This window comes from Bradyrhizobium lablabi (assembly GCF_018129385.1).
Classification (GTDB): domain Bacteria; phylum Pseudomonadota; class Alphaproteobacteria; order Rhizobiales; family Xanthobacteraceae; genus Bradyrhizobium; species Bradyrhizobium lablabi_C.
This window is the reverse complement of record NZ_JAFCLN010000025.1, coordinates 46,072-62,830: the sequence shown is the minus strand read 5'-3', so window position 1 is coordinate 62,830 and position 16,759 is coordinate 46,072. Positions and strand designations below refer to the sequence as shown.

Sequence of the window (16,759 nt, the reverse complement as noted above, 5' to 3'; positions counted from 1 at the left end):
ATGTGACAATAGTCACAGAGTCGGTTAAACCTCTGAGATATTGCGATCATTGGATCGGATGCTAGGCTCCGTTCCACTTCGGGGGTTGAATTTTTCGATGCGCGCCATTGCAGCCATTTTCCTGGCGTTCTGGCTGATTTCCCTGCACAGCCAGCCAGCCCTTGCCGAGCGGCGTGTTGCGCTCGTCATCGGCATTTCGAACTATCAGGCCGTCCCCCAACTGACCAATCCGGCAAGCGACGCGGCAGCGATGTCTGCCCTGTTCAAGCGGGCTGGTTTCGACGTCATTGAACAAGGCCGCGATCTCGGGATCTCCGATCTCCGCAAGGCCATTCGCCAGTTCTCGGAAACCTCGCGCGATGCCGACATGGCCGTGGTCTACTACGCCGGCCACGGCATCGAGGTCGACGGCGTGAACTACCTCGTGCCGGTCGACGCGAAACTCAGGAGCGATTTCGACGTCGAGGACGAAACGATATCGCTCGATCGCATCCTGAGGGCACTCGATAGCGCAAAGCGCCTCAAGCTGGTCATCCTCGACGCCTGCCGCGACAACCCCTTCCTCAAGACGATGAAGCGAAGCATCGGCACCCGCTCCGTCGGAAGGGGACTGGCGAAGTTCGAGCCGGCGATGTCCGACACCCTGGTCGCGTACGCCGCCAAGGCAGGCGCGGTGGCGATCGACGGCGACGGACAGAACAGCCCGTTTGCCACCGCTCTGGTGAAATACATCGCCGAGCCAGGCCTCGATCTGCGGATTGCGTTCGGTCGCGTCCGCGACGATGTGCTCAAGAGCACGGCGCATCGCCAGGAGCCTTTTGTCTATGGCTCGCTGGGCGGAGATACCGTGGCGCTGGTGCCGCAAGCCGCGAAACCCGTCGATCCCGAGGCGGCGGCGCGGACCGACTATGAGCTCGCCGCCCAGATCGGCACGCGTCAGGCCTGGGAATCATTCCTCGCCGTTCACAGCAAAGGCCTCTACGCCAACCTCGCGCGCGCGCAGATGGCGAAACTGGGGGCCGCTGAAGAGACGCGCGCCAAGGCCGACGACGCAAGGCGCGAAGCCGAAGCGCAGGCCGTACGCAAGGCCGAGGAATTCCGCAGCCAGCTCGAGGAGCAGAGCGCGCGCCAGAACGCCGAAGCCAAGCAGAAGATATCGGAGCAGGCCCGCAAGGATCTGGAGGAAACAAGGCGCCAGATCGCCGAGCAGGCCAAGAAGGAACTGGAAGAGGCCAAGCGCCAGGCGGAAATGGCGCGGCAGGAAGCGGAAGCTGCGCGCCGCCAGGTCGAGGACGCCAAGCGTCTCGCCGTTGCCGATGCCCAGAAGCAGGTCGAGCAGGCCAAGCGCGAAGCGGAGGCCGAGCGCGCGAAGCTGGCCGCGCTGGCGCCGGAGCCGAAGGCTGCGCCCAATCCGGCGGCGCAGGCCACAGCTCCCCAGATGGACCCGACTGATATCGCGCGGCTATTGCAGGCCCATCTCAAGCGCGTCGGCTGCGATCCCGGCAATGTCGAAGGCAATTGGGACTCAGGCTCGAAAGCCGCGCTCGAATTGTTCAACAAGAACGCGCGAACCAAATTGAACGTGGTGGTCGCCAGCCTCGATGCGCTCGACTCGGTTCGCGGCAAGACCGAGCGCGTCTGCCCACTGGTGTGCAAGAAGGGGCAGCGGCCCGACGGCGACCGCTGCGTGCAGACCGTCTGCGAAAGCGGCTATTTCCTCAATTCCGGCGGGACCTGCGAGAAGAAGCCTGAGGCCGCGCCCAAGCCGCAGACCGCGACGCGGCGCGAACCGGCGCCAAGGGAGTCCCGTCCGGCCGCGCCCGCGAGAGCCGGCGGCAAGTGCTTCACGTTCGGCGGCAAGACCTATTGCGAGTGAACGGAACGAAATGACCAGCGCATATTATCTTCGGGGGCGATCATGAAATTCAGCCTGCATATTCTTGCCTGTTCGATGTCGCTCGCGATATTGCCGGCCCTCCCCGCACCGGTGTTGGCCCAGAATGCCCGCGTCTGCGTCTATGACAGCCAGACCTATTCCGAAGGCGCCGCCGTCTGCGTGCGCGCCAACCTGATGATCAATTGCAGCGCTTCGGGTGAACGGATGGTCTGGACCATCGTTGCCGACCGCGACACGGCGCGGCTGTGCGGATCGGAGACGGTCTCGCGCTATCACAGAAGGTCTGCGAGGGTCGCCGCCAGGATCGCCGCGCCGCCTGCAAGAGCCGAAGCCGATGCATCGAAATGCTTCAACTTCAACGGCCGCCGGTATTGCGAATAGGAGTCGAACCCGTCACCGCTGCCGCGTCTGCACCTCGCCCCGCTCTTGTCCGCCGAAGCCCGCCTTCGGGCGAAGGCGGATGCGGGGAGAGAGCCTGCCCTCGGGCTCGACCCGAGGGTCGAAATTCGCTGCAAGCGAATTTTCGGGTGAGGGGGACTCTCCACGAGTCGAATACGTGGATAGAGCCCCTCACCCTAACCCTCTCCCCGTAAGAACGGGGAGAGGGAAAAGAACCGAGTTTGTCTTCACCACACCGCCGACATGCGAGTCAGGCCGCCGCCCGCTCCATTGCCACTTCGGCCTCGAGGCTTGCGAGATCGCGGTAGATTGATGCCACCGCGAGCACGCGGCCGCCACGCTTGTAGCGGACGAGGCAATCCCGACCGGCAATACTGCCTTCCACCTCGATCGCGTCCCATTGCTCGGCATGGCCGACATAGTTGATGGGCACGTCGTAATGCTGGCTCCAGAAGAACGGCACGTCATTGAACGCCTCGCGCTGGCCCAGCATGTTGCGCGCAGCGGCTTGTCCCTGGCGCTCTGCGACCACCCAGTGCTCGACGCGGATGTTTTCGCCCGAATGAGGATCCGGCCAGCGCGCGATGTCGCCGGCGGCAAAAATGCCTGATGCGCTGGTCTCGAGGTAGGCGTTGACCGTGACACCGCGGTCGATCGCGAGCCCGGCCTTTTCGGCCAGCGCCAGCCGCGGCTTCACGCCGACGCCGACCACTACGAGGTCGGCTTCGATCACGCTTCCGCTTTTCAGCGTCGCGCGCCTGCCTTCGATTTTCGTGACGGTGTCGCCGAGATGGAAGACGACGCCGTGCTCCTCGTGCAGGCCGCGGACGAAATCGCCCATCTCGGGACCGAGCACGCGCTCCATCGGCCGCTGCTCCAGCCCGACCACGTGAACCTCGATCTCGCGGGCGCGCAAGGATGCCGCAACTTCAAGCCCGATAAAACTGGCGCCGATGACGACCGCGCGGCGCGCGCCGTCGGCGGAGGCGATGATCGCGCGGCAATCGCTGAGCGAGCGCAGCAGGTGGACATGCGGCTGGTCGACGCCGGGGATCGGCAGGCGCACCGGCTCGGCGCCGGTCGCCAGCAGCAGCCGGTCGTAGGCAAGGCTCTCGCCGCCCGCGAGCAGGACCTTGCGCGCGGCGGGATCGATTGCGGTGACATCGGTCCTCAGTCTCAGATGGATGCCCTGCTCGGCATAGAACTCATCCGGCTTAAGCGGCAACCAGTCCGCCGGCGCGTTGCCGGCAAGGTAATCCTTCGATAAATTGGGCCGATCGACCGGCAAGGAAGCCTCTCCGCTCAGCATCGTGATGCTGCCGCCAAAGCCCTGCCGCCGCAGCATCTCGGCCGCAGCAAATCCGGCGGCGCCGCCACCGATGATGACGATCCGGCCGGGCGCCTCGACCGGCCCCTTTACGCGGGGCTTGGGCTGCCCGCGCTTCTCGCGGACGAGGATGCGTTCGCCGTCGCGCTCGACCTTCCAGACCGCGAGCGAAGCGAAGGCCGGCGCGCGTGTCGCTTCGCCGGTGCGCAGGTCGAAGCAGGCGTGATGCCATGGGCAGCGGACTGTTTCGCCGTCGACAAGACCTTCGGCGAGCGGCCCATGATAATGGGTGCAGTGGGCATCGACGGCAAAGATGTCGGCGCCCGAGCGCACCAGCAACACGTCCTGATCGCCGACATGGCCGAGCAGGATTGCGCCGGAAAAGTCAGAGAGGGTGACGCCTTGCGACAGATCCGGACCGCTGGGGGCAGCTTGCTGGTCGGCCATCTCTTCCTCCGCTACGCTCTTCCTGCTGCGTCGTGCGCAACAAGTTAGATGTTTGGCGGGCAGGAAGGTTCCCGCGGCGAGGCGCGCCGCGAGGCAACGCTTGAGGCGGCTAGCCGGTCAGCGCCGCCTTCACCATGCCGCTGGCCTTGCCGAAATCCATCTGGCCGGCGTATTTCGCCCGCAGCACGCCGATCACCTTGCCCATGTCCTTTATGCCGGCGGCCCCGGTCTCGGCGATGGCAGCAGAGATCGCGGCCTTCACATCATCATCCGACATCTGCTTCGGCAAATAGGCGGAGATGACGGCGATCTCCTCGCGCTCTTGCGCGGCAAGTTCGGCGCGACCGCCCTTGTCGTAGAGCTCGACGGATTCCTGGCGCTGCTTGATCATCTTCTGGAACACGCCGAGCAGATCGGCATCCGAGAGCGGCGGCTTGCCCTCCCCGCGCGCGGCAATGTCGGCGTTCTTGATGGTCGAATTGACCATGCGCAAGGTGGAGAGCTTGCGCTCGTCCTTGGCCTTCATCGCTTCCTTGACCGCGTTGTTGATGTCGTCGCGCAGCATCGCTTGTCCTTTCGGCTATCCGGGCCCTGATCTAGGCCGTTCGAGGCGACTACACAACTAGCTGCGCAGCCATTCGACCAGCGCTGCCGCCGTCGCCTCCGGCCGTTCCACCTGCGGCAGATGCCCGCAATTGTCGAGGATCACCAGTTTCGCGCCATGAATGCCGTCCGCCATCTCCTTCGACAGCGCATTGGGGATGGTGTTGTCGGTGTCGCACGACAGCACCAGCGTCGGGCATTTGATCCAGGCGAGCGAGGGGCGCGAATCGATGCGGCCGATCATGGCGGTCTGCTGGCGGACGAAATTCTCCGCGCCGACATCCTCGCCCATGTCGTAACAGAGCTGGCGCAACGCGGCATCGTCGCGGCGCGAGGGATGAACGAAGCCGGCGAACAGCTCGTCCAGCACGGCGCGGTACTCGCCGCATCTGGCGCGCTCGATCATGCCGCGGCGGCGGGTGGTCGCTTCAGGCGTGTCCGCACGCGCCTGCGTGTTCATCAGCGCCAGCTTTGCCACGCGCTCCGGCGCCTGCCGCATGATCTCGAAGGCGATGTAGCCGCCCATGGAATGGCCGGCGAGCGCAAAGCGCGGCGGCGCTTCGGCCAGGATGCGGCGGGCGATCGCGCCCATATTGTCGTCGCGGATGTGGTTGGCCACTGTCACCGGGCCGAACCGCCAGAGGCTGGGCACCACGGGCGCAAAATACCGGGGCGAGCAGACGAAACCCGGGATCAGCAGGATCGGCATCGGATTTTCCATGCCCGGCGGCTTTCGGCTCTGGCGTGCGAGAAGAATTGGGGAACCCGAGATTAAGACGGCGTTTTCGGCTGTCAAATAGGCAGAAAACGCATGTGAATCCGGCGCTTCCGGCTTTGACGCGGCAAGCTGGCCCGACTATGTAAAGCGCTCATGACAACATCCGAAAACGCCTCAGCCTGGCCGGACCACAAGCCGACCGCGCTCCTCGTGCTTGCCGACGGCACCGTGCTGGAAGGTTTTGGCCTCGGCGCGGAAGGCCACGCCGTCGGCGAAGTCTGCTTCAACACCGCGATGACCGGCTATGAGGAGATCCTCACCGATCCCTCCTATGCCGGCCAGCTCATCACCTTCACCTTCCCGCATATCGGCAATGTCGGCACCAACGACCAGGATATCGAGACGGTGAACATGGCGGCAACGCCGGGCGCACGCGGCGTGATCCTGCGCAGCGCCATCACTGATCCCTCGAGTTACCGCTCGACGCGCCATCTCGATCAATGGCTGCGCGCGCGCGGCATCATCGGCCTCTCCGGCATCGACACCCGCGCGCTGACCGCGCTGATCCGCAGCAAGGGCATGCCCAATGCCGTGATCGCGCATTCCAGGGATGGCCACTTCGACCTGCACGGGCTGAAGGAAGAAGCGCGCGAATGGCCGGGGCTGGAGGGCATGGACCTCGTGCCGATGGTGACCTCCGCCCAGCGTTTCACCTGGGACGAGACGCCATGGGCGTGGGACAAGGGATTTGGCCGCCAGACCGAGCCGGAGTTCAACGTCGTCGCGATCGACTACGGCATCAAGCGCAACATTCTGCGGCTGCTGGCCGGTGAAGGCTGCAAGATCACCGTGGTGCCGGCGACGACATCCGCCGAAGACATTCTGGCGATGAAACCGGACGGCGTGTTTCTGTCGAACGGCCCCGGCGATCCCGCCGAGACCGGCAAATATGCTGTGCCGGTCATTCAGAAGGTGATCGAATCGGGCACGCCGACTTTCGGCATCTGCCTCGGCCACCAGATGCTTGGCCTCGCCGTCGGCGCCAAGACCAAGAAGATGCATCAGGGCCACCACGGCGCCAATCACCCCGTGAAGGACGAAACCACCGGCAAGGTCGAGATCACCTCGATGAACCACGGCTTTGCGGTCGACCAGGCGACGCTGCCGCCGGGGGCGACGCAAACCCACATCTCGCTGTTCGACGGCTCCAATTGCGGCATTCAGCTCGACGGCAAGCCGGTGTTTTCCGTGCAGTATCACCCGGAAGCCTCCCCGGGCCCGCGCGACTCGCATTACCTCTTCAAGCGCTTTTCCGATCTGATGCGGGCGAAGAAGCAGGCGTAACGGCGGCGCTGGATCAGCGCCGCCTATTTGTGATTGAATTTCCCTGCGCCGCGATCGGGCCAACATGATCCGGCGGGAAAGGGAAACGTCCAATGACCAGCCCCGACATGACCATCCGCGACGTGCGCGTGACGATGTTGCGCGTGCCGTGGGCCGATGATCCCTGGCTGAAGGGCGCGGCGCTCGGAGCTGCGCGCGACATTCTCATCTGCGAGGTCGAGACATCAGGCGGCATCACCGGCATGGGATATCTGTTCCTGTTCCGGCCCGGCATAAAGTCGATCGCCGCCTGTCTCGACGAGTGCATCATTCCGCGCGTGAAGGGCAAGGACGCGACCGCCATCGAGGCGATCTGGCGCGATCTGTGGACCGCGACCATGACCTATGGCCGCGGCGGCATCGCTGTTATGGCGATGTCGGCGCTCGACATTGCGCTGTGGGATGCGGTGGGTAAGCGGGCCGGGCTGCCGCTGCACCGGCTGTGGGGCCACTACCGCTCCAAAATTCCGATCTATGGCTCCGGCTGTTTTCGCGGCGCCGGCGGCGACGGCATGATCGAGAAGGCGCTGCATTACGTGAAACGGGGCTATAAGGCGATCAAGATGCAAGTCGCCCATGTTCATACACAAGCGCAAGACCTCGACAATGTGCGCCGCATGCGCGAGGCGCTCGGGCCCGACATCGACATCATGATCGACGTCAACATGGGCTGGAGCGCCGATGTCGCGATCGAGATGGGACGCAAGTTCGAGCGTTACGATATCTACTGGCTCGAGGAGCCGGTGCCGGCCGACGATTTCGCCGGCTATCAGCGCATCGCGGCAAGCCTCGACATGAGGATCGTCGGCGGCGAGACCCATTTTACGCGCTATGACCTGCGGCCATTCTTCATCAATCCCTGCCTGCCGATCCTACAGCCCGACCCGATGCGCGGCGGCATGACGGATTTGCGCAAGATCGCCACCCTCGCCGACACTTTTGGCGTGACCATTGCGCCGCATCTGTTTCCCGAACTCAACGTGCATCTGCTCGCTTCGATTCCCAACGGCATCTGGTGCGAAAACATGGGGCTGCTCGACGATCTCTGGATCGATCCGCCCGAGATTGCAGGCGGCATGATCACGGCGCCGGAGCGGCCCGGACACGGGCTGAGGTTCAAGGAAGAGGTGTTTCGGTTCAGGATCTAGCGGGAACGGTTTGCCAGATGCCAACTTGATTGTCCGGAAGCTCCCACCAAATGCAGGAGAACCGCCATGTCCGTTGTTAACGCCGACGCAAAACCCCTCACCATCATATTCCCCGACGACGGCCTCGTGCCCAACAATCCGATGCCGTTCCTGGTCTACAAGGGCGCGGTCGATGTCGGCAACGATCACCCGGAAAAGACCATCGAAGGATTGTTCGGCGCCAATGGCTGGGGCGCGATGTGGCGTAACGGCGTGTACAATTTCCTGCACTATCACGCCACCGTGCACGAAGTGCTCGGCATCGCGCGCGGGCATGCGAGCGTGCGCTTTGGCGGCGACAAGGGCGAGGTGCTCGAGATTTCGGCCGGCGACGTTGCGATCCTGCCCGCCGGCACCGGACATCAATGCATGTCTGCAAGCCGGGATTTCTCGGTGGTCGGCGCCTATCCGCCGGGGCCGCCGATGGACCTCCAGCGGGCGACAGCGGAAAATCATGCCAACGCGCTGAAGACGATTCCGAAGGTCGCGGTACCCACGACCGATCCGGTGCTCGGCGCGGAGGGGCCGCTGGTGAAGCTGTGGAAGCACCGCTGATGGAGAGGCGTGCGATCAAATCGCGCGCCCGACGATCGCTACGAAGCTGCGATCAGCTTGCAGGAAAACGCGCCAGGAGTCGGTGAGATCGCGCAGACGATCGTCCCATCCAACGCGTTGGGTTTTCGATAACTTGGACCTGAAACAAGATCATGGTCAGCATTGGAACCCTGTGCTAGCCTGATGCTCGTGGAGGTAGCTGAAGCAGCCCTTCGACGTCGTCATTAACGATACGCTCTTTGAACCAGCGCGAACCTGTCTCGATACCTGCGGGCGCCAGCGGCGTCTTTGCGGCTGACGTTGTTTGTCTTGCACGCAGCGTCCGGCCGAAACGAGAGAGCCAACCGATCTTACTTCACAAAGGGGATGAATACCTCAGGCACGACAAACGAAGTCAGAATGGAGTGTTCGACATGTTCCGGCGTTTCCTGAATCTGACATTTTGCCTCTGTCTTGCAGCATTCGTCGCGCCGTCGGCGCGGGCGCAAGGCACATCGTCAGCCATCACCGAGCAGGAGGCACGCGCCATCGCGGCGGACGCCTATGTCTACTTTTACCCCCTGCTATCGATGGACATCACGCGAAAGCAGTTCACCAATGCCGAGCCGAGCAAGGGCGGCTTCAAGGGCCCGATGAACACGTTCGTCAACGTGCCCGAATATCCGCCGGCCGACTTCAAGGGCGTGGTGCGGTCCAACTTCGATACACTGTATTCGTCCTCATGGCTGGACATGAGCAAGGAGCCGGTCGTCATCTCCGCGCCCGATACCGACGGACGCTATTATCTGCTCCCCATGCTCGACATGTGGTCGGATGTGTTCGCCTCGCCCGGCTGGCGCACGACCGGCACCAAGGCGGGGACCTACCTGATTACGCCCCCGGGCTGGCGGCCCGATCTGCGTGACAAATTCGCCGAGGAGTTCAAGCTTCCCAAGGACACCCAGCGCATCGATGCGCCGACGCCGTATGCCTGGGTGATCGGCCGCACCAAGACCGACGGCCCACCGGACTACGATGCGGTCCACAAGATCCAGGCCGGCTACAAGGTCACGCCGCTTTCGGAATACGGCAAGCCGCCGAAGCCGGTCGAGGTCAAGATCGACCCAGGCGTCGACATGAAGACGCCGCCGAAGGTGCAGGTCGACACGATGTCGGGCGACGCTTACTTCGCCTATGCAGCCGAACTGCTGAAGCTGCATCCGCCGCACATCACCGACGAGCCGATCATCGCGCAGATGAAGCGGATCGGCATCGAGCCCGGCAAGAGTCTCGACGTCGCCAGGCTCGATCCGGCCGTGCAGCGGGCGCTGAAAGCTGCGCCGGAAGAGGCGCAGAAGCTGATGGCGTGGAAGGTACCGACGCTGGCGCGGGTCGCCAACGGCTGGTCGATGAATACGGACACGATGGGCGTTTACGGCAACTACTATCTGAAGCGGGCCATCGTCGCGCAAGTCGGGCTCGGCGCCAACCTGCCGGAGGATGCCATCTATCCGCTCAACCTCGGCGACGAATCCGGCAAGCCGCTCGACGGCGCCAACAAGTATACCATCACCTTCGACAGGAGTACCGCGCCGCCCGTGAACGGCTTCTGGTCGATCACGCTGTACGATCCCGAAGGATTCCAGGTGGGCAACGCGCTGAACCGGTTTGCCGTCTCCAGTTGGATGCCGTTCAAGTACAACGCCGATGGTTCGCTCGACATCTACTTCCAGAACGAGAGCCCGGGAAAGGACAAGGAGGCCAACTGGCTTCCTGCGCCGAAGGGAGCCTTCAATCTAACGATGCGGCTTTACGCTCCGAAATCAGAGGCCCTGACCGGAAAATGGAATCCCCCGCCGGTCGTGAAATCGCAGACGACGATCGGACTGTCGGCTCAATGAGGGCTGGGCGCGCCGGAGTCGCAACCGGCGCACCAGATGCTTTGACACAGGCGAGGCTGCTCACCTCGAAACAAGCGACCACTCCACCTTCTCCCGTTGTGAAAGAAGGTGGAGTGAGTGACTCCGATTTCGCGGAGACGCCCTCGCCCCGCGCCATCATATCCTACGCCTCGTTGGCGCCTTCCTGGCGGCTGGCTTCGAACAGGAACCAGGTGCGGCGCTCGGCGGCGTCGATGAAGTTTTCCAAAATGCTGGTGGTCGCGGAGTCGTTGTACTTGTCGGCCACCTCGTGCGCCTTGCGCATGTTCACCACGGTCTTCTTGTTGTCTTCCATCAATTCGCGCAGCATCTGGCGCGGCGGGACATAGTCTTCGTCGTTGTCCTTGATGGTCTGCAATTTGGAGACCTGACCGATCGAGCGCAGCGTGGTGCCGCCGATCTTGCGGACGCGCTCGGCCAGTTCGTCGATGGTGCCGAAAATCGCCTCGCCCTGCTCGTCCAGCATCAGATGATAGTCGCGGAAATGCCGGCCGCTGACGTGCCAATGGAAGTTCTTGGTCTTCAGGTAGAGCGCAAACGCATCGGCAATCAACGGGTTGACGGCGGCGGAGATCTTTTCGACCGCCTCCTGCGACAGGTCGGTGGGCGTGTCGAGATCGGGGGAAACTTTGTCGGGCTTGGCTTTGCTCACGGGGACACCTTCCTGTAGGAAACCGGGCAGACGGCATTGGACACTGCCTAACGCCTGATATAGGTGCCGGTTCCTGCCAATGGAACCCGCTGAATTCGCCGGACACCCTGCCGATGGACGAATGGATCGACTATTACGATTCCACGCATACGATCTATGCCAGCAAGCTGCACCGTGACCTGCATTTTGCGGTGATCGCGCGCGACATCATCGGCTACATCGCCTCACCCGACGCGGTCGTGCTCGACTATGCCTGCGGCGAGGCGCTGTCGGCGGCAAGGGTCGCGGACGCCTGCGGCAAGCTCTATCTCGCCGAACCGGCGCCCGGCGTGCGCGGCCGCCTGATCGCGCGCTTTGCGCCCAATACCAAAATCCGGGTGCGCTCGCTCGAGGACGTACGCAAGATGGCGGAAAAATCGATCGATCTCGCCGTCATGAATTCGGTCGCGCAATACATGACGCCGGACGAGCTGGACGCGGCGTTCGTTACGATGAAGCGGATACTCAAGCCGGCCGGACGCCTCGTGCTCGGCGATATCCTGCGACCCGAAGTCGGCATGTTTCGTGACGTGGTGGCGCTGTTGCGGTTTGCTGCGAAAAACGGATTCCTGAAGGACGCGCTGGTCGGACTGATCTCGACCGCGCTGTCCGACTACCGGCAATTGCGCACGCGCATCGGATTGCAACGCTACAGCGAACAGGAAATCGTCGCCAAGCTGGAGAAGGCGGGCTTCACCGCCGCCCGCGCCCATCAAAACATTGGGCACAATCCGTGGCGAATGACTTTTGTCGCACGGCATCCCCTTACCTAGCTGGTATTAGGGTTAACCAAAAGTAGGCATTGGCAAGCTTTCACAACTTGGGCGATGATCCGATCGGCCCGGTGGCGGAACGCGTCGACGCGGGAGCGGTGCAACGCTCTTTATCCTGGTTCAAATCCAGGCCGGGCCTCCACGCTTCGCGCTGACGGGCTACGCGTGGCGCAGCCACGCTGGACCGGCGGGGCAAAGCGTGTCCGGCGTAGCTGAGCACAGCGAAAGCGTAGACGGACTGAGGCAGCCACTCCCGACCATCCCTCCCAGCTCACCCAAAATGCCCGTTGATGGCCCGTTTTTGGGGGTTTCGCGGGTGCGGAAACTGGTCTAAAGACCTCCCGCGCGCGAGGGGCTCCCTCACGCTGTGGCAAGGGGACGCGCGGCCAGCGCGCCCTTTTTTTGTGCCTAAATCCCGCATCCGTGAGACTTGATGCCCAAACGAACCGACATCTCCACCATCCTGATCATCGGCGCCGGCCCCATCGTGATCGGCCAGGCCTGCGAATTCGATTATTCCGGCACGCAAGCGGTCAAGGCGCTGAAGGAAGAGGGCTACCGCGTCGTCCTCGTCAATTCCAATCCGGCCACCATCATGACCGATCCGGAGCTGGCGGATGCGACCTATATCGAGCCGATCACGCCGGAGATCGTCGGAAAGATCATCGAGAAGGAGCGCTACGTCATTCCCGGCGGCTTTGCGCTGCTGCCGACCATGGGCGGACAGACCGCGCTGAACTGCGCGCTGTCGTTGCGCAGGCAGGGCACGCTCGACAAATTCGACGTCGAGATGATCGGCGCCACGGCAGATGCGATCGACAAGGCGGAAGACCGTCAGCTTTTCCGCAACGCCATGGAAAAGATCGGCCTGCAAACGCCGAAATCCCGCCTCGCCAACGCATCCGCGCTGAAGAAGTCTTACCGCGACCAGTACCAGGCCGAGCGCGCCAAACTGTCCGGCGCCGCGCTGGAAGAACTCGACCGGCAATGGACGCTTAACGAGAACGAGCGGCGCAAGCTGTACCAGCAGCATGCGCTCGGCGAAGCGCTGATGGCGCTGTCCGAGATCGGGCTGCCCGCGATCATCCGCCCGTCCTTCACCATGGGCGGCACCGGCGGCGGCATCGCCTACAACAAGGAAGAGTTTCTCGACATCATCGAACGCGGCCTCGACGCCTCCCCCACCAACGAAGTCCTGATCGAGGAAAGCGTTCTGGGGTGGAAGGAGTTCGAGATGGAGGTGGTGCGCGACAAGAAGGACAATTGCATCATCATCTGCTCGATCGAGAACGTCGATCCGATGGGCGTGCACACCGGCGATTCCATCACCATCGCGCCGGCGCTGACCTTGACCGACAAGGAATACCAGATCATGCGCGACGCCTCGATCGCGGTGCTGCGCGAGATCGGGGTGGAGACCGGCGGCTCCAACGTGCAGTTCGGCATCAACCCGGTCGACGGCCGCATGGTCGTGATCGAGATGAACCCGCGCGTGTCGCGCTCCTCCGCGCTGGCCTCGAAGGCCACCGGCTTTCCGATCGCCAAGGTCGCGGCAAAGCTGGCGGTCGGCTACACGCTGGATGAGATCGCCAACGACATCACCGGCGGCGCGACGCCGGCCTCGTTCGAGCCGACCATCGACTACGTGGTGACGAAGATCCCGCGCTTTGCGTTCGAAAAGTTTCCCGGCGCGTCTCACACGCTGACGACCTCGATGAAGTCGGTCGGCGAAGTGATGGCGATCGGCCGTACCTTTCAGGAGAGCCTGCAAAAGGCGCTGCGCGGGCTCGAGACCGGCCTCACCGGCCTCGACGAGATCGACATCGAGGGGCTTGGCCAGCACGACGACAAGAACGCGGTCCGCGCCGCGCTCGGCACGCCGACGCCGAACCGCATCCTGCAAGTGGCGCAGGCGATGCGGCTCGGCTGGTCCAATGAAGAGATCTTCAATTCCTGCAAGATCGATCCCTGGTTCCTCACCGAGATGCGCGGCATCATCGAGATGGAAGCCAAGGTGCGCGCCAATGGCCTGCCGCCGAACGCATTCGGCATGCGCACGCTGAAGGCCATGGGCTTTTCCGACGCGCGCCTTGCCGTGCTGGCCGAGAGCACCGAGGCCGAAGTCACCGCCAAACGTCACGCGCTCGGCGTCCGTCCCGTGTTCAAGCGAATCGACACTTGTGCCGCAGAGTTCGCCTCGCCCACGGCCTATATGTATTCGACCTATGAGGCGCCGTTCGCGGGCAATCCGGCCGACGAAAGCGCGCCGTCGGACAAGAAAAAGGTCATCATCCTCGGCGGCGGTCCCAACCGCATCGGCCAGGGCATCGAGTTCGACTATTGCTGCTGTCATGCCTGCTTCGCGCTCGACGATGCGGGCTATGAAACCATCATGATCAACTGCAATCCGGAAACGGTGTCGACCGACTACGACACCGCTGACCGGCTGTACTTCGAGCCGCTCACCGCGGAAGACGTGCTGGAGATCGTCGCGACCGAGCGTAAGAACGGCACACTGCATGGCGTGATCGTGCAGTTCGGCGGCCAGACGCCGCTCAAGCTGGCGCGCGCGCTGGAGGCGGCCGAAGTGCCGATCCTCGGCACCTCGCCGGATGCCATCGATCTTGCGGAAGACCGCGACCGCTTCAAGCGCGTGCTCGACAAGCTGCGGCTGAAGCAGCCGAAGAACGGCATCGCCTATTCGGTCGAGCAGGCGCGGCTGGTGTCGGCCGATCTCGGCCTGCCGCTGGTGGTGCGTCCGTCCTATGTGCTGGGCGGCCGTGCGATGCAGATCATCCGCGAGGAGACCCAGCTCAACGACTATCTGCTCGGCACCCTGCCCGAGCTGGTGCCCGCCGACGTCAAGGCGCGCTATCCCAACGACAAGACCGGGCAGATCAACACCGTGCTCGGCAAGAACCCGCTGCTGTTCGACCGCTACCTGTCCGATGCAACGGAGGTCGACGTCGACTGCCTCTGCGACGGCCAGGACACGTTCATCGTCGGCATCATGGAGCATATCGAGGAGGCCGGCATTCACTCCGGCGACTCGGCCTGCTCGCTGCCGCCGCATTCGCTCGATGCCGACATGATCGGCGAGTTGGAGCGGCAGACTCGCGAGCTCGCGCTCGGCCTCGACGTGGTCGGCCTGATGAACGTGCAGTACGCCATCAAGGACGGCGAGATCTACGTGCTCGAAGTCAACCCGCGCGCCTCGCGCACGGTGCCGTTCGTCGCCAAGGTGATCGGCACGCCGGTCGCCAAGATCGCGGCCCGCATCATGGCGGGTGAAAAGCTTGCCGACTTCAATCTGAAGAAAAAGAAGCTCGGCCATGTCGGCGTCAAGGAATCGGTGTTCCCGTTCGCGCGCTTCCCCGGCGTCGACACCGTGCTTGGTCCGGAGATGCGCTCGACCGGCGAGGTGATGGGCATCGATCGTTCGTTCGAGGTGGCGTTCGCGAAAAGCCAACTCGGCGGCGGCACCCGCGTGCCGCGCAAGGGCACCGTGTTCGTCTCGGTTCGCGAGACCGACAAGGACCGCATCTCGGGCGCGGTGCGGCTGTTGCACTCGCTGGGCTTCAAGGTGATCGCAACGTCAGGCACCCAGCGCTTCCTGACCGACTACGGTGTGCCGACCGAGAAGATCAACAAGGTGCTCGAAGGCCGGCCGCATATCGTCGATGCCATCACCAATGGCGACGTGCAGCTCGTCTTCAACACCACCGAGGGTCCGCAGGCGCTGGCCGACAGCCGTTCGCTGCGGCGGGCTGCCCTCTTGCATAAAGTGCCGTATTACACCACTCTTTCCGGGGCCGTGGCGGCGGCCCAGGGCATCCGGGCCTATCGGGACGGAGACCTTGAGGTTCGCACGCTCCAGAGCTACTTTTCCGAGAACTGACCGTTAGCCGGGCCGAATCGCCCGCTAAGTGGTTGGCGAAAAAGCCGGTTGGCTGGAACTCACCGCTTCCGTGGATGTTGAATCGGCCCTTAACGGGGCCGAAAATTACTGGATTTTGCAGGCCCTGGATTCGGGCCTTCCTGGGCCCGACCAGAACAAGCGTCTCATGTGTGCCACGGCTCGCATGAGGGAAGGACGAGAGAGATGATGGAAAAGGTTCCGATGACGGCCGGCGGCTATGCCGCGCTAACGGACGAATTGAAGAAGCGCCAGTCGGAAGATCGTCCGCGCATCATCGAGCATATCGCGGAAGCGCGCTCGCACGGCGACCTATCGGAGAACGCGGAGTATCACGCGGCCAAGGAAGAGCAGTCGCACAACGAGGGCCGCATCGCCGAGCTCGAGGACAAGCTCGCGCGCGCCGACATCATCGACATCTCGAAACTGTCCGGCGACACCATCAAGTTCGGCGCCACCGTCACGCTGATCGATGAGGACACCGACAAGAAGGCGGTGTGGCAGATCGTCGGCGAGGTCGAGGCCGACGCCAAGAAGGGCCGCATCTCGATCACCTCGCCGCTCGCGCGCGCGCTGATCGGCAAGAAGAAGGGCACCACTGTGGAGGTGGTGGCTCCCGGCGGCGCCAAGGCCTACGAGATCACCAAGGTCGAGTGGCGATAGGCACGGCACGCCACCTGAACGCCTGACAACAACCGGCGGAGAGCGACATGCGGCATTTCGGTTTCGCGGTCGCTCTTCTCGTTTTATGGGCTACGAATGCTCGCGCCGCGGAGATCGAAATCCCGCCCGTGCGCACCCCGCAAAATGTCTCGATGCAGAAGGGTCCGCCGAATTGCAGCCGGTGGACCGACGAGTGCGTCAATTGCACGCGGGGCGCGGGAGACGAAGCTCCAGTCTGTTCCAACATAGGCGTTGCGTGTCAGCCCAAATCGATCCGCTGC

Annotated in this window: 13 protein-coding genes and 1 tRNA gene; 10 read left to right on the top strand and 4 right to left on the bottom strand. The window is 63.5% G+C overall.

The genetic code is table 11. From position 1 onward, the window contains the following. The first annotated feature begins 97 nt into the window (after window positions 1-97). Complete coding sequence (locus tag JQ628_RS31135; RefSeq protein ID WP_212229433.1) at window positions 98-1,876, top strand: caspase family protein; 1,779 nt, start codon at window positions 98-100, stop codon at window positions 1,874-1,876. A gap of 42 nt (window positions 1,877-1,918) precedes the next feature. Then, the gene (locus tag JQ628_RS31130; RefSeq protein WP_212229425.1) at window positions 1,919-2,278 is read left to right on the top strand and encodes a DUF1496 domain-containing protein; all 360 of its coding nucleotides are present in this window, start codon (window positions 1,919-1,921) and stop codon (window positions 2,276-2,278) included. A gap of 268 nt (window positions 2,279-2,546) precedes the next feature. Here JQ628_RS31130 and JQ628_RS31125 read toward each other — a convergent pair whose 3' ends face one another. The 3 genes from JQ628_RS31125 to JQ628_RS31115 all read right to left on the bottom strand — a co-directional run bounded on the left by JQ628_RS31125 (window position 2,547) and on the right by JQ628_RS31115 (window position 5,394). Next, on the bottom strand, window positions 2,547-4,070 hold the full coding sequence (locus tag JQ628_RS31125; protein WP_212229423.1) for an FAD-dependent oxidoreductase: 1,524 nt from the start codon (window positions 4,068-4,070) through the stop codon (window positions 2,547-2,549). A gap of 109 nt (window positions 4,071-4,179) precedes the next feature. After that, a complete protein-coding gene (locus tag JQ628_RS31120) occupies window positions 4,180-4,635 on the bottom strand; it encodes a GatB/YqeY domain-containing protein (RefSeq protein ID WP_212229421.1) in 456 nt (151 codons plus the stop codon). 57 nt (window positions 4,636-4,692) lie between these two features. Continuing rightward, window positions 4,693-5,394, bottom strand: a complete 702-nt coding sequence (locus JQ628_RS31115) for an alpha/beta fold hydrolase (RefSeq protein WP_212229419.1) — start codon at window positions 5,392-5,394, stop codon at window positions 4,693-4,695. A gap of 150 nt (window positions 5,395-5,544) precedes the next feature. On the opposite strand from JQ628_RS31115, the gene carA reads away from it, so the two are divergent. The 4 genes from carA (at window position 5,545) to JQ628_RS31095 (ending at window position 10,396) form a co-directional block, all read left to right on the top strand. Beyond that, window positions 5,545-6,735 (top strand): glutamine-hydrolyzing carbamoyl-phosphate synthase small subunit, encoded by a 1,191-nt coding sequence (carA, locus tag JQ628_RS31110; protein WP_212229417.1) that lies wholly within the window; start codon window positions 5,545-5,547, stop codon window positions 6,733-6,735. A 92-nt stretch (window positions 6,736-6,827) separates the two neighbouring features. Then, complete coding sequence (locus tag JQ628_RS31105) at window positions 6,828-7,922, top strand: mandelate racemase/muconate lactonizing enzyme family protein (RefSeq protein WP_212229415.1); 1,095 nt, start codon at window positions 6,828-6,830, stop codon at window positions 7,920-7,922. Window positions 7,923-7,988: 66 nt separating this feature from the next. After that, window positions 7,989-8,516, top strand: a complete 528-nt coding sequence (locus tag JQ628_RS31100; RefSeq protein WP_212229413.1) for a cupin domain-containing protein — start codon at window positions 7,989-7,991, stop codon at window positions 8,514-8,516. A gap of 413 nt (window positions 8,517-8,929) precedes the next feature. Beyond that, window positions 8,930-10,396 (top strand): DUF1254 domain-containing protein, encoded by a 1,467-nt coding sequence (locus tag JQ628_RS31095; protein WP_212229411.1) that lies wholly within the window; start codon window positions 8,930-8,932, stop codon window positions 10,394-10,396. Window positions 10,397-10,559: 163 nt separating this feature from the next. Here JQ628_RS31095 and JQ628_RS31090 read toward each other — a convergent pair whose 3' ends face one another. Next, entirely contained in the window at window positions 10,560-11,087 is a 528-nt protein-coding gene (locus tag JQ628_RS31090) for a Dps family protein (RefSeq protein WP_212229409.1), read from the bottom strand. Window positions 11,088-11,200: 113 nt separating this feature from the next. On the opposite strand from JQ628_RS31090, the gene JQ628_RS31085 reads away from it, so the two are divergent. The 4 genes from JQ628_RS31085 to greA all read left to right on the top strand — a co-directional run bounded on the left by JQ628_RS31085 (window position 11,201) and on the right by greA (window position 16,478). After that, window positions 11,201-11,899: a class I SAM-dependent methyltransferase gene (locus JQ628_RS31085; protein WP_212229407.1), complete on the top strand. Its 699-nt coding sequence runs from the start codon at window positions 11,201-11,203 to the stop codon at window positions 11,897-11,899. A 65-nt stretch (window positions 11,900-11,964) separates the two neighbouring features. Further along, window positions 11,965-12,041, top strand: a tRNA-OTHER gene (locus JQ628_RS31080). 291 nt (window positions 12,042-12,332) lie between these two features. Next, window positions 12,333-15,797, top strand: a complete 3,465-nt coding sequence (gene carB, locus JQ628_RS31075; protein WP_212229405.1) for a carbamoyl-phosphate synthase large subunit — start codon at window positions 12,333-12,335, stop codon at window positions 15,795-15,797. Between the two features lie 207 nt (window positions 15,798-16,004). After that, a complete protein-coding gene (gene greA / locus JQ628_RS31070; protein WP_212229577.1) occupies window positions 16,005-16,478 on the top strand; it encodes a transcription elongation factor GreA in 474 nt (157 codons plus the stop codon). Window positions 16,479-16,759: the final 281 nt, after the last annotated feature.

Coding starts and splice junctions, on each gene's coding strand:
- JQ628_RS31135 (WP_212229433.1), top strand. CDS start 98: ATGCGCGCCATTGCAGCCATTTTCCTGGCGTTCTGGCTGATTTCCCTG.
- JQ628_RS31130 (WP_212229425.1), top strand. CDS start 1,919: ATGAAATTCAGCCTGCATATTCTTGCCTGTTCGATGTCGCTCGCGATA.
- JQ628_RS31125 (WP_212229423.1), bottom strand. CDS start 4,070: ATGGCCGACCAGCAAGCTGCCCCCAGCGGTCCGGATCTGTCGCAAGGC.
- JQ628_RS31120 (WP_212229421.1), bottom strand. CDS start 4,635: ATGCTGCGCGACGACATCAACAACGCGGTCAAGGAAGCGATGAAGGCC.
- JQ628_RS31115 (WP_212229419.1), bottom strand. CDS start 5,394: ATGGAAAATCCGATGCCGATCCTGCTGATCCCGGGTTTCGTCTGCTCG.
- carA (WP_212229417.1), top strand. CDS start 5,545: ATGACAACATCCGAAAACGCCTCAGCCTGGCCGGACCACAAGCCGACC.
- JQ628_RS31105 (WP_212229415.1), top strand. CDS start 6,828: ATGACCAGCCCCGACATGACCATCCGCGACGTGCGCGTGACGATGTTG.
- JQ628_RS31100 (WP_212229413.1), top strand. CDS start 7,989: ATGTCCGTTGTTAACGCCGACGCAAAACCCCTCACCATCATATTCCCC.
- JQ628_RS31095 (WP_212229411.1), top strand. CDS start 8,930: ATGTTCCGGCGTTTCCTGAATCTGACATTTTGCCTCTGTCTTGCAGCA.
- JQ628_RS31085 (WP_212229407.1), top strand. CDS start 11,201: ATGGACGAATGGATCGACTATTACGATTCCACGCATACGATCTATGCC.
- carB (WP_212229405.1), top strand. CDS start 12,333: ATGCCCAAACGAACCGACATCTCCACCATCCTGATCATCGGCGCCGGC.
- greA (WP_212229577.1), top strand. CDS start 16,005: ATGGAAAAGGTTCCGATGACGGCCGGCGGCTATGCCGCGCTAACGGAC.